The organism is Streptomyces sp. NPDC001315 (assembly GCF_042896175.1).
Classification (GTDB): Bacteria; Actinomycetota; Actinomycetes; order Streptomycetales; family Streptomycetaceae; genus Streptomyces.
This window is the reverse complement of sequence record NZ_JBIAWZ010000025.1, coordinates 14893-27501: the sequence shown is the minus strand read 5'-3', so window position 1 is coordinate 27501 and position 12609 is coordinate 14893. Positions and strand designations below refer to the sequence as shown.

At 72.0% G+C, this 12609-nt stretch carries 10 protein-coding genes; 3 read left to right on the top strand and 7 right to left on the bottom strand.

The features are described from left to right. The 7 genes from hydA to ACFY16_RS37455 form a co-directional block, all read right to left on the bottom strand. Positions 1-1404: a dihydropyrimidinase gene (gene hydA / locus ACFY16_RS37485; protein WP_390651697.1), complete on the bottom strand. Its 1404-nt coding sequence runs from the start codon at positions 1402-1404 to the stop codon at positions 1-3. Between the two features lie 124 nt (positions 1405-1528). Further along, positions 1529-2371 carry a nitrilase-related carbon-nitrogen hydrolase gene (locus ACFY16_RS37480; RefSeq protein ID WP_390651696.1) on the bottom strand — a complete coding sequence of 281 codons (843 nt, stop codon included), beginning with the start codon at positions 2369-2371 and terminating at the stop codon, positions 1529-1531. A 155-nt stretch (positions 2372-2526) separates the two neighbouring features. Next, on the bottom strand, positions 2527-4083 hold the full coding sequence (locus ACFY16_RS37475; protein WP_390651695.1) for a PucR family transcriptional regulator: 1557 nt from the start codon (positions 4081-4083) through the stop codon (positions 2527-2529). 37 nt (positions 4084-4120) lie between these two features. After that, entirely contained in the window at positions 4121-5404 is a 1284-nt protein-coding gene (locus ACFY16_RS37470; protein ID WP_390651694.1) for an aspartate aminotransferase family protein, read from the bottom strand. Continuing rightward, positions 5401-6243 (bottom strand): nitrilase-related carbon-nitrogen hydrolase, encoded by an 843-nt coding sequence (locus ACFY16_RS37465; protein ID WP_390651693.1) that lies wholly within the window; start codon positions 6241-6243, stop codon positions 5401-5403. Before ACFY16_RS37465 ends, ACFY16_RS37470 begins: the two co-directional genes overlap by 4 nt. 179 nt (positions 6244-6422) lie before the next feature. Next, a complete protein-coding gene (locus ACFY16_RS37460; RefSeq protein WP_390651692.1) occupies positions 6423-8222 on the bottom strand; it encodes a hypothetical protein in 1800 nt (599 codons plus the stop codon). A 126-nt stretch (positions 8223-8348) separates the two neighbouring features. Beyond that, a complete protein-coding gene (locus ACFY16_RS37455; protein WP_390651691.1) occupies positions 8349-8636 on the bottom strand; it encodes a helix-turn-helix domain-containing protein in 288 nt (95 codons plus the stop codon). Between the two features lie 32 nt (positions 8637-8668). Here ACFY16_RS37455 and map point away from each other — a divergent pair, with 32 nt between their 5' ends. The 3 genes from map (at position 8669) to ACFY16_RS37440 (ending at position 12606) form a co-directional block, all read left to right on the top strand. Next, positions 8669-9436, top strand: coding sequence for a type I methionyl aminopeptidase (map, locus tag ACFY16_RS37450; protein ID WP_390651690.1), 768 nt, complete (start codon positions 8669-8671; stop codon positions 9434-9436). A gap of 203 nt (positions 9437-9639) precedes the next feature. Beyond that, the gene (locus tag ACFY16_RS37445) at positions 9640-9921 is read left to right on the top strand and encodes a hypothetical protein (protein WP_390651689.1); all 282 of its coding nucleotides are present in this window, start codon (positions 9640-9642) and stop codon (positions 9919-9921) included. 126 nt (positions 9922-10047) lie between these two features. After that, the gene (locus ACFY16_RS37440; protein ID WP_390651688.1) at positions 10048-12606 is read left to right on the top strand and encodes an ATP-dependent Clp protease ATP-binding subunit; all 2559 of its coding nucleotides are present in this window, start codon (positions 10048-10050) and stop codon (positions 12604-12606) included. The last annotated feature ends 3 nt before the right edge of the window (positions 12607-12609 follow it).

Here is a 12609-nt window from a genome sequence, read left to right as displayed (position 1 = left end):
CTAGTTGAGGTACTGACAGGTGGAGCGGGGCGTGTAGACACCGTGCCCGGCATGTCCGGTGTACTCCCGCTCGCTGATGACGAGTTCGCCCCGTGAGAGGACGGTCTCGACCCGGCCGGTGGTGCGCTTGCCCTCGTACGCCGAGTAGTCGACGTTCATGTGGTGCGTCTCGGCGGACATGACCTGTTCGGCGTGCGGGTCGTAGATGACGACGTCGGCGTCGGCGCCCGGGGCGATGGTGCCCTTCTTCGGGTACATGCCGAACATGCGGGCCGGGGTCGCGCAGGCGATCTCGATCCAGCGGCGGCGGGAGATGTGCCCGTCGACGACGGCCTGGTGGAGCAGGTCCATACGGTTCTCGACGCCCGGCAGACCGTTGGGGATCTTGGAGAAGTCGCCCCGGCCGAGCTCCTTCTGCCCCTCGAAGCAGAACGGGCAGTGGTCGGTGGAGACCACCTGGAGGTCGTTGGTCCGCAGGCCCTTCCAGAGCGCCGCCTGGTGCTCCTTGGGACGGAGAGGCGTGCTGCACACGTACTTCGCGCCCTCGAAGTCGGGCTCCGCGAGATTGTCCGTGGACAGGAACAGGTACTGCGGGCAGGTCTCGCCGAAGACGTTCAGGCCCTCGTCGCGCGCCCTCGTCAGCTCGGCGACGGCCTCCTGCGCCGAGACGTGCACGACGTACAGCGGCGCACCGGCGACCTGGGCGAGCCTGATGGCGCGGTGGGTGGCCTCGGCTTCGAGGAGCGCCTTGCGCACCTCGCCGTGATAGCGGGGGTCGGTCTCGCCGCGCGCCAGCGCCTGTTCGACCAGTACGTCGATCGCGATGCCGTTCTCGGCGTGCATCATGATCAGGCCGCCGTTCTCGGCGGAGCGCTGCATGGCACGCAGGATCTGGCCGTCGTCGCTGTAGAAGACGCCCGGGTAGGCCATGAACTGCTTGAACGAGGTGACCCCCTCCTCGACCAGGAGGTCCATCTCCTTGAGCGTCTCCTGGTTCACATCGGAGACGATCATGTGGAAGGCGTAGTCGATGGCGCAGTTGCCCTCGGCCTTGGCGTGCCACGTGTCCAGGCCCTCGCGCAGGGTGTGCCCGACGCTCTGCACCGCGAAGTCGACGATCGTCGTCGTACCGCCCCAGGCGGCGGCCCGGGTGCCGGTCTCGAAGGTGTCGGAGGCGAAGGTGCCGCCGAACGGCAGCTCCATGTGGGTGTGGGCGTCGACCCCGCCCGGGATCACGTACTTCCCGGTGGCGTCGATGACCCTCTCGGCCGTCCAGGCCTCGGCGGCCGGGGTGCCGGAGGCGGCGAGGGCGGCGATACGGCCGTCCTCGATCAGGACGTCGGCGTGGATCTCGTCGGACGCGGTGATGACGAGACCACCACGGATGACGGTACGGCTGCTCATGCGATAACGCTCCGCTGGGTTGTGGTCGAAAGGTGCGGGTCGTCTGTGGCTGGTCGCGCCCCGCGGCGGAGCCGCGTGTGGACGCTGCCCCGCGCCCCCTGCGGGGCGCGGGTACCGCCTGGTTCTACGGAGCGGTCAGCGGGTTGTACGCGTCCGGGCGGCGGTCGCGGTAGAACTGCCAGCGGTCGCGGACCTCGCGCAACTTGGCCAGGTCCAGGTCGCGGACCACGAGTTCGGTCTCCTTGTCGCTCGCCACCTCGCCGACGAACTGGGCCTCCGGGTCGACGAAGTACGAGGTCCCGTAGAAGTCGTTGTCGCCGAGCTCCTCGACGCCGACCCGGTTGATGGCGCCGACGAAGTACTCGTTGGCGACGGCCGCCGCCGGCTGCTCCAGTTGCCACAGATAGCCGGACAGGCCTCGCGAGGTGGCCGACGGGTTGAAGACGATCTCCGCGCCCTCGAGGCCCAACGCCCGCCAGCCCTCGGGGAAGTGCCGGTCGTAGCAGATGTAGACGCCGATCCTGCCGACGGCCGTGTCGAAGACCGGCCAGCCGCTGTTCCCGGGGCGGAAGTAGAACTTCTCCCAGAAGCCGGGGACCTGCGGGATGTGGTGCTTGCGGTACTTGCCGAGGTACGAACCGTCCGCGTCGATCACGGCGGCGGTGTTGTAGAGGACGCCGGGCTGCTCCTCCTCGTACATCGGCAGGATCAGGACGAGGCCCAGTTCCCTGGCGAGCGCCTGGAAGCGCTTGACGATGGGGCCGTCGGGGATCTGTTCGGCGTACTCGTAGAACGCCTTGTCCTGGACCTGGCAGAAGTACGGTCCGTAGAACAGCTCCTGGAAGCACAGGACTTGAGCACCCTGCGCGGCCGCGTCGCGGGCCGCCTGCTCGTGTACCTGGATCATCGACTCCTTGTCGCCGGTCCAGGCGGTCTGGAAGAGGGCGGCACGGATCACTCTGCTCATCGGGACCTCCGGTCGCTCGGTGTGCGAGGAGCCTAGAAAGCCGGCAAGCCTGCTCTGAGTTGCACGGTGTCACGTCTGCGGGCGCCCGACGTGTCACGGTGTCACCCTGTCGTGGGCTCATGTTTCACCGCCGTTTTCCCAGGTCGTCGCATGTTTCACCCCTGTTGCGCGTCATGCGCGAGGAGCGCGATGTGCACCGAGGCCGCCTGCTCGAAGTCGTCGAGGTCGACACCGAGCCGCGCCTGTATCGCCTCCAGGCGGCGGTACAGCGCGGGCCGGGAGACGTGGTGGAGCTGGGCGGTGCGGGACTTGTTGCGGCCGGTGGCGAGGTACGTCCGCAGCACGGACAGCAGGTCCTCGTCGGCCCCGCACAGCAGCCCGTCCAGCTCCCGCTCCGCGAAGGACTGCACATGCGGATCGTCCCGCAGCAGCCGGATCAGCCCGCGCAGGTGTACGTCCCTCAGGCGGACGACGGCCGGGAGGTCGAGGGCGGTGGCGGAGTCGGCCACCGCGTCGGCCACGTGCCGGGCCTCACGCAGCCCGGCGGGCACGTCGTCCCAGGCGATACGACCGTCGGCCGCGGCGACCACCGTACGGGCCGCGCCGGACTTCGTCCGCAGCCGGGCCGCGAAGTGCGCCGCGAGCGCCTCGGCGTCCTGGTCGCGGGCGAGGCTCAGCAGGACGGCGGTGACTCCCTCGGTCAGCTCGGCGACCAGGCCGGGCAGCCCCAGCAAGCGCAGCATCCGGTCGAGTTGGCCCGGGTCGCCGTCGCGCACGACCAGCGGGACGAAGGCCCGCCGGTTGACCGGCAGTCCGGCGGCACGCGCCCGGGGCAGCAGCTGCCTGGCGGGTACGACACCGCTGATCAGGTCGGTCAGCAGGCTCTGCGCGGACTGCTCCTCCCAGGTGTGGGCGGAGCCGCCGCCGAGCATGCGGTGCAGGACGAGGGCCTCGGCGGCACGGTCGGCGAGCAGCCGCCCGGTGGCGGTGTCGCCGCGGTAGCCGCACAGCACGATCCCGCCCCACCGCTCCCCGCGCCCGCCGAGCTCGGCGCGGATCCAGCCGTCGCCCTCGCTGCCGCCGGCCTGCCGGGAGATGCGTTCCCAGTCGCGCAGCACGTCGTCCACCGCCGACCGCTCCCCCGCCGTGGCCAGGACGCGGTGGGCGAGGTTGGTGACGACGACGGGACAGGCGCTGTGGTGGGCGATCTCGTCGAGCAGGCGTTGCAGCGGGGCGCCGACGGTGATGAGTGCGGTGAGGGCCGTACGGACGGCCTCGGAGAGGCTGACGGCGGCGAACTTGCGCCGTACCAGCCGGGACTGGACCTCCTCCGTCAGTTCGGCGAAGGGGAAGGGCCGGTGGAGGACGACCATGGGCAGTCCGCAGCGCTCGGCGGCGCGGCGCATCACGTCCGGCGGGGCCGGGAAGGCGCGGCCGAGTCCGAGGACGACGGCGGCTGCCTCGGCGCGGTGCAGTGACTGGATGTACTCGGCCTGGAGGCTGTCGTCGCCGGCCAGCAGCACTCCGGTGGTGAGGACCATCTCGCCGCCGCTGAGCATCACGCCGACGTCGGCTGCCTCGGCGACGTGCACCCAGCGCACGGGCCGGTCGAGCTGGCTCGCGCCGGCCACCACCTCGGGCTCCCCTGCGAGCACCCGTTCCAGAGTGAGGACCTGGCGGACCGACAGGGCGGGTTCCAAGGCGGTGGTCATGGCGGTGTTCCCTTGTTGTGGCGTTACCGAGTGCCCGTTATCGGATGCTCCTCAGAGCGCGTTCGAGGATCGCGGCGCCTTCGTCGGCCTCCGCGACGGTGAGGGACAGCGGCGGTGCGATGCGCAGGGCGCTGGTGTTGTGTCCGCCGCCCTTGCCGATGAGCAGGCCGCCCTCGCGGGCCGCTTCGAGCACGGCGGAGGCGGCCTGCGGATCGGCCTCGTCCGTCCCGGGCCTGACGAGTTCGACGCCGATCATCAGCCCCCGGCCGCGTACCTCCCGTACCCCCGGAACCTGCGCGCCGACGGCCCGCAGCCGTTCGATGAGCAGGCCGCCGACGCGCCGGGCGTTGCCCTGGAGGTCGTGTTCGAGGAGGTAACCGAGGTTGGCGAGCCCGGCCGCCATGGTGACCTGGGTGCCGCCGAACGTCGAAATGCTGTTGGCGTCGAGGCAGTTCATGATCTCGGCGCGGGCGACGACACCGCCGATGGACATGCCGTTGCCGATGCCCTTGGCGAAGGTGACGAGGTCCGGCGGGCCGCTGCCGGCGTGCGCCTGCCAGCCCCAGAAGTGCTCGCCGGTGCGGCCCCAGCCGGTCTGCACCTCGTCGGCGATCCACAGGATGCCCCGCTCCTGGAGCACCTCGCGGAAGGCCGCGTACAGACCGTCGGGCGGGGAGGTGAAGCCGCCTACGCCCTGGATGGGTTCGGCGATCAGCGCGGCGGGCGGGCGGGTGTGGCCGAGGAGGTCCTTCAGGTCCTCGACACAGGCCGCGATGAAGTCGTCGTCGCCGAGATGGGCGAACGGACCGCGCGTGCGCACACCTCCGTGGACGTACAGCGTCTGCAGCGGCGACAGGGACGTCGGGGACCAGCCGCGGTTGCCGGTGATGCCGACCGCGCTGAAGGAGCGGCCGTGGTAGCTGTTGCGCATCGCGAGGATCGTGTTGCTGCGCCGGTATGCCGTCGCGAGCAGCAGGGCGGTGTCGTTGGCCTCGGTGCCGGAGGTGGTGAAGAAGACGCGGGCGTCCGGGATGGCGCTCAGCTTGGCGATGCGCTCGGCGAGTTCGACCATCGGCCGGTTGAGGTAGAGCGTGGAGGAGTGGATGATCCTTCCGGCCTGCTCGCTCACCGCCTTCGTCACCTCGGGCAGGGCGTGCGCGGTCATCGTGGTCAGGATGCCGCCGAAGAAGTCCAGGTAGCGGTTGCCGTCGGCGTCCCAGACGTGCCGGCCCTCGCCGTGGGTGATCTCGAGGGGGTCCTCGTAGTAGAGGGCGAGCCAGTCCGGGAGGACGTTGCGGTGGCGGGCGTGGAGCTCGTTCACGGCTGCACCAGCCCCTCGTAGGCGTCGGGGCGGCGGTCGCGGTAGAAGGCCCACTGCTGCCGGACCTCCTCGATCAGGTCGAAGTCGAGGTCACGGACGACGAGTTCCTCCTTCGTGTCGCTGGCCACCTCGCCCACGAACTGGCCGCGCGGGTTCACGAAGTAGCTCGTGCCGTAGAAGTCGTTGTCGCCGTACTCCTCCTGGCCGACGCGGTTGATCGCGGCGATGAAGTACTCGTTGGCGACGGCCGCGGCGGGCTGCTCCAGCTGCCACAGATAGGCGGACAGGCCACGGTGGGTGGCCGACGGGTTGTAGACGAGCTGGGCGCCGTTCAGGCCGAGTTGGCGCCAGCCCTCCGGGAAGTGGCGGTCGTAGCAGATGTAGACGCCGACCTTCCCCACGGCCGTGTCGAAGACGGGCCAGCCCACGTTGCCCGGTTTGAAGTAGTACTTCTCCCAGAAGCCCTTGACCTGCGGGATGTGGTGCTTGCGGTACTTGCCGAGGAAGGTGCCGTCGGCGTCGATCACGGCCGCGGTGTTGTAGTAGAAGCCGGACTGCTCGACCTCGAAGACCGGGACGACGATCACCATGCCGGTCTCGCGGGCGAGCTCCTGCATACGGCTCACGGTCGGCCCGTCGGGAACCGGCTCGGCCCAGCGGTAGTGCTCGGGTTCCTGGACCTGACAGAAGTAGGGGGCGTTGAACACTTCCTGGAACCCGATGATCCTGGCTCCCTGCCGGGCCGCCTCGCGCGCGTGTTCCTCGTGTTTCGCCACCATGGACTCGGTGTCGCCGGTCCAGGTGGCCTGGACCAGTGCGGCTCGTACGACGTTGGCCATGAGCTGCTCCTTCGACGGGACGTCAGAGCCTCTACGCCCGTAGACGCAGGTCGTAGAGGGACGAACGTAAGCCTCTCGGACGGCCTTGCCAAGACCATCGTCGTTAACCCGCGGAGTCGATCGCGTTTCGCACCCCTGTGGGTGATCCGCTGGGACGGTCAGGTGGCGAAGCCGGCGGCTCAGGCGGTGAAACCGGCCACCCTCAGGGCGTGCACCAGGTCCCAGTGTCGCTCGTCCGAGACACCCTGGGCCGCCTCCAGCAGCAGCGGTACGAGGGACTGCGGGTCCGGCGCGACGCTGCGGGCCGCCTCCTCGGGGGGCCGCACGCGCACGTACGCGTCGAGGAGCGCGCGGACCTCGCGCCGGCGGCCCTCGCCGGCCAGGGAGAGCACGGCCTCGCCTATCTCGGCGGCGGGGCGGGCGACGCCCTGCCGCAGCATCTGCTCGCCGTCGGCGCTGCGGCCGGCCGCGACCAGGGCGTCGGCGGCGGCGACCAGCCGGTCGCCGGGCAGCGCGGCGGCCTCCCACAGCAGGGTCGCCCAGTCGGCGCCGAGCCCGGCGCGCTGGAGCTCGGCGGCGAGCAGCGGGAAACGGGCGGCCGGCCAGTACGTGACCTCGACCAGCAGGGCGTGTGCCTCGCCGCTGCGGCCTTCGGCCCGCAGCCGCACCAGCCGCCGCACCGTCTCGGCGGTCTCCCGCCCGGCCGCCGCGTCCAGCGGCTCGACCTCCGGCTCCACCCGCGCCACCGCCTCGGCGGCCCCCGCGAAGCGCGCTCCGCGCGGGGTGCGGCCGGTGGCGGCCGGGGCCGGCGCGGGCAGGGACGGTACGGCCTCCGGCGATACGACGGCGGGGGCGGCCTCCTCCTCGATCACCCCGGCGAACCGGGCACTGCCACGGCGCCGCTTGCGCTGCTTGGCGGGGGTGGGTGCGGGAACGGGGGCCGAAGCGACATCGGCGGGCGGCGTGTCGGTGATGGGCGCCGGCTCGGGGGCTGCGGAAGCCGGGGCGTCGTATCGGGGGCTCGGGGCTCCGTAGACGCCGGGGTCTCGGTGCTGGGAGGCGTCGTGTGCGCGGGGGGCGGGGTGCCCGGAACCGTCATGGGGGCCGGGGACGGGGGACTCGGAACCGCCATGCGCACCAGGGGCGCGGTACTCAGAACCGCCATGTGCACCAGGGACGGGGGACTCGGAACCGCCATGTGTACCGGGGTCGCGGTACTCGGAGCCGTCGTAGGCGCCGGGTTGGAAGTACTCGGAGCGAGGGGCGTCGGGTCCGTCGTACTCGCGGGTCGTGCCGTGCTCCGGGCCCGGGAAGCCGGCCCCGGAGGGGGCCGCGCCGCGGGTGTCGCGTTGCCGGGGCAGCGACTGGGGGCCGGAGTCGCGGGGACGGCCTCCGTCGAGCCGGTACACGGCCTCCGCGTCCGCACCCGGCCGCCGGACGGCCTGCGTGCCCCGCACCTGGCCGCCCACTCCCCGCCGGTCCAACTCCTCCATGCGGGCTCGGAGTTCGGCGCACCGCGCGGTGGCGCGTTCGTGGTCGTCGCGGGCCCAGGCGAGGTCGAGGCGTACCGTGTCGACCTCCTCCCTGGTGGTGGCGGAGGCGAGCAAACGGCCGAGGTCGGCCTGCCGTTCGGCGGCGTACCGCTGTTCGCGGAGCATCACGTCGAGCCGGTCACCGAGGGCGTCCCGGCCGCCGGGCCGGGCGTCGTACGTCGAGAGCGCGGCGGCGTGCAGTGCGCGGGCGCGCTCCTTCTCCGGCGCGGCGACCGCGGGCCCGTACCCCGCGGCAAGGTCCTGGAGGAGCGCCTCCACGACGTCCCAGGGCGGCACTTCGTGCCCGTCGAGACAGGCCTGCATGCCGTCGGGATCGCGCTGCCAGAACACCGCGCACCAACCGCCGCCCTGATCAAGGCGGGCCAGCAGGCCATCCAGGTACTTCGCGAACTCCCGTACCCGGCCCGGGAGTTGATCCACTGTCATCGCCCAACTCCCGCCAGACCGGAATACTCCGCTTCGCAGGAAACACCGGACGTGTTACAGGACGGCTACGGGGAGTTTTCAGAGTGGACGCAGTGACCTCCGCGACCGCGGCCCCCGGCCGTGACATCAGCCCCCGAGGCCGCCCAGCCCTCCAAGGACCCCGAGCACCCCGGCCGGCGCACACCGGCCCGCCAGCTCGTCCATCGACAGCCCGAGCGCGCGGGCCAGCGCGGCCACCGTGAAGAACGCGGGCGTCGGCGCCCGGCCGGTCTCGATCTTGCGGAGCGTCTCGGCGGAGATGCCCGCGCTCGCCGCGACCGACGTCATGCTGCGGTCGCCGCGGGCCTCACGCAGCAGCCGGCCGAGCCGTTCGCCACGTTCGCGTTCTTCGGGGGTCAGCGGAGTGCGCACCATGCCGCCATTCTAATACCGGTATAGTAATTGGCATGGTGGAGCTGAAGACAGACACATCGATCGACGCCATGTACGAGGCGGGCCAGGTCGTCGCCAGGGCCCTCACAGCCGTACGCGAGGCCGCGGACGTCGGCGTCCCCCTACTGGAGCTGGACGCGCTGGCGCACGACGTGCTGCGCGGGGCGGGCGCGACCTCGCCGTTCCTCGGCTACCGGCCCTCCTTCGCCCCCACCCCCTTCCCTGCCGTCATCTGCGCCTCCGTGAACGATGCCATCGTGCACGGCATCCCGGACGGCTACCGGCTGCGCGACGGCGACCTGCTCTCCGTCGACTTCGGCGCCGAACTGGGGGGCTGGGTGGGCGACTCGGCGATCAGTTTCGTCGTGGGCACCCCGCGTCCGGCGGACCTGCGGCTGATCGAGACCGCCGAGCGGGCGCTGGCCGCGGGCATCGAGGCGGCCGTCGTCGGCAACCGCATCGGCGACATCGCGCACGCGATCGGCTCGGTGTGCCGCGCCGCCGGTTACGGCGTCCCGGACGGCTTCGGCGGCCACGGTGTCGGCCGGCGCATGCACGAGGACCCGCCCGTCCCGAACGAGGGCCGCCCCGGCCGCGGCCTTCCCCTGCGCCACGGCATGGTCCTGGCGATCGAGCCCATGCTCGTCGCGAGCGGGCGGGACGGCTATCACGCGGCCCCCGACGGCTGGACGCTGCGCACGGACGACGGCTCCCGGGCGGCCCACGTCGAGCACACGGTGGCCGTCACGGAGGCGGGCCCCCGCATCCTGACGGCCCGCTGACCGTCGCGGCGGGCATCCGCCGGCAGCTGCCCCCGAGTCATGTTCTTCGCGGTCCCGCCCGCACGGCCGTCGCCGCCACGGACTCCGGCCGCTGTCTGCTGCTCGCCGAGGAGGACGAGGCGGACGAGGCAGCCGCGGAGCTCTGCGGCTTCGTCAATCCCCACAGCGCGCGGGACGGGCGTGTCCACGTCGACAACCCGCATGTGCGGCCCGGCCGGGTCGGCACCGGCCTCGGTCGCCTCCCCCTGCCGCGCGACTTCGCCCGGGCCGCGTCGGCGTACCCCGGCCGGGACGTCTTCCTGGAGGTGCTGCGCGGCAACGATCGTGCGATCGTGTTCTACGAGCGCCAGGGCGGCCTGCGCACGGCAGAGCGCCCGCTGCGTCTGGCCTCGGGCCTCGTGCTGGACGAGATCGAGTACACCTGGCCCGCCGCCGTGGTGGGCCGCCTGACGGCAGCGGACGTATGGGACTCGCCGCAGGCGTAAGCCGGCCGCGTCCGGGCACCCGCGTCCGGACGTGCACGTCGATCAGCGAGCGCGTCCCGGTACTCCCCCGGGTTCCCGGCTCCGCCCGGACCGGGGGACCTCATCGGGACGCCGGAACGGAACGCCATGACCAGCGGCTTCACGGGACCGGAAGGATACGGCCCGGACCCCCTCGGAGAATTCCTCGCACGCTTCTTCGGCGGACCGCGCCCCGGTCCCCGGCAGATCGACATCGGCCGGCTGCTCAGTCAGCCGGCCCGGGAGCTGGTGCGCGGCGCCGCCCAGTACGCCGCCGAGCACGGCAGCCGGGACCTGGACACGCAGCATCTGCTGCGGGCCGCGCTCGCCGCGGAGCCCACCCGGAGCCTGCTCAGCCGCGCCGGCGCGGACCCCGACTCCCTGGCGACGGAGATCGACGAGCGCTCGGGCCCGGTCCAGCACCCGCCGGGTGAGGCCCCGCCGCCCACCTCGCTCTCCCTGACCCCGGCCGTCAAGCGCGCCCTGCTGGACGCCCACGAACTGGCTCGCGCGAACCGCGCCGGTTACATCGGCCCCGAGCACGTGCTCAGCGCCCTGGCCGCCAACCCGGACTCCGCCGCCGGCCACATCCTCAACTCGGCCCACTTCGCCCCCACCGGGCTGCCGCCCGAGGCACCGGACGGGGTGCAGCCGCCGCTCGCCGAACGCCCGCGGCCCACCTCGACGCCGACTCTCGACAAGTACGGCCGCGATCTCACCGACCTGGCCCGGCAGGGCCGTATCGACCCGGTGATCGGCCGGGACGAGGAGATCGAGCAGACCATCGAGGTGCTCTCCCGGCGCGGCAAGAACAACCCGGTGCTCATCGGTGACGCGGGCGTCGGCAAGACCGCCATCGTGGAGGGGCTCGCCCAGCGCATCGCCGACGGGGACGTGCCGGACGTGCTCACCGGCCGCCGGGTGGTCTCCCTGGATCTGACCGGCGTGGTCGCCGGCACCCGGTTCCGCGGGGACTTCGAGGAGCGGCTGAACAACATCGTGGGCGAGATCCGCGCCCACTCCGACGAACTGATCGTCTTCATCGACGAGTTGCACACCGTCGTCGGCGCCGGCTCGGGCGGCGAGGGCGGCGCGATGGACGCGGGCAACATCCTCAAGCCGGCGCTGGCCCGCGGCGAGCTGCACGTCGTGGGCGCCACCACGCTGGAGGAGTACCGGCGGATCGAGAAGGACGCGGCGCTGGCCCGCCGGTTCCAGCCGATCCTGGTGCCGGAGCCGACCGGCGCGGACGCGATCGAGATCCTGCGCGGACTGCGCGACCGCTACGAGGCCCACCACCAGGTCCGCTACACCGACGAGGCGCTGGTGGCGGCCGTGGAGCTGTCCGACCGCTATCTCACCGACCGCCGGCTGCCCGACAAGGCCATCGACCTGATCGACCAGGCCGGAGCCCGGGTACGGCTCGGCGCCCGTACGAAGGGTACGGACGTACGGACGATGGAGCGCGAGGTCGAGCAGCTCACCTGTGACAAGGACCAGGCGGTCGCCGACGAGCAGTACGAGCAGGCCACCCAACTGCGAGACCGAATCGGCGAGTTGAAGGAGCGGATCGCGGAGGCCACGGGCGAGGAGGCCGACGAGGGGCAGAACCTGGAGGTGACGGCGGAGGCCATCGCCGAGGTGGTGTCCCGGCAGACCGGTATCCCGATCAGCCGGCTCACCCAGGAGGAGAAGGAACGCCTCCTCGGTCTGGAGAAGCATCTGCACCAGCGGGTGATCGGCCAGGACGAGGCCGTCGGTGTCGTCGCCGAGGCGGTGCTGCGGTCCCGCGCCGGACTGTCCAGCCCCGACCGGCCGATCGGCAGCTTCCTCTTCCTCGGCCCGACCGGTGTCGGCAAGACGGAGCTGGCCCGCGCGCTCGCGGACGCGCTGTTCGGCAGCGAGGAGCGTATGGTCCGGCTCGACATGAGCGAGTACCAGGAGCGGCACACGGTCAGCCGACTGGTGGGCGCCCCGCCCGGCTACGTCGGCCACGAGGAGGCCGGCCAGCTCACCGAGGTGGTGCGCAGGCATCCGTACTCGCTGCTCCTGCTGGACGAGGTCGAGAAGGCGCACCCGGACGTCTTCAACATCCTGCTCCAGGTCCTCGACGACGGCCGGCTCACCGACTCCCAGGGCCGCACGGTCGACTTCACCAACACGGTGATCGTGATGACGAGCAACCTCGGCTCCGAGGCGATCATCCGGCGCGGCGCCGGTATCGGTTTCGGGCCGGGTGGCGGCGAGGCCGACGAGGAGGCGCGGCGCGAGCAGGTCCTGCGACCGCTGCGCGAGCACTTCCGGCCGGAGTTCCTCAACCGCATCGACGAGATCGTCGTCTTCCGCCAGCTCACCACGGACCAGCTGCGGAAGATCACCGACCTGCTGCTGGAGAAGACCCGTCGGCTGCTGCACGCGCAGGGCATCGGGGTCGAGTTCACCGACGCGGCCGTCGACTGGCTGGCCGAGCGCGGCTACCAGCCCGAGTACGGCGCCCGTCCGCTGCGCCGCACCATTCAGCGGGAGGTCGACAACCGGCTGTCCCGGCTGCTCCTCGACGGCCGGATCGGGGAGGGCGGCCGGGTGACGGTGGACGTGGCGGACGGACAGCTCGCGTTCCGTACACAGGAAGCGGAAACCGAGCAGCCGCCCGCCCCCGAGCTGTGAGGT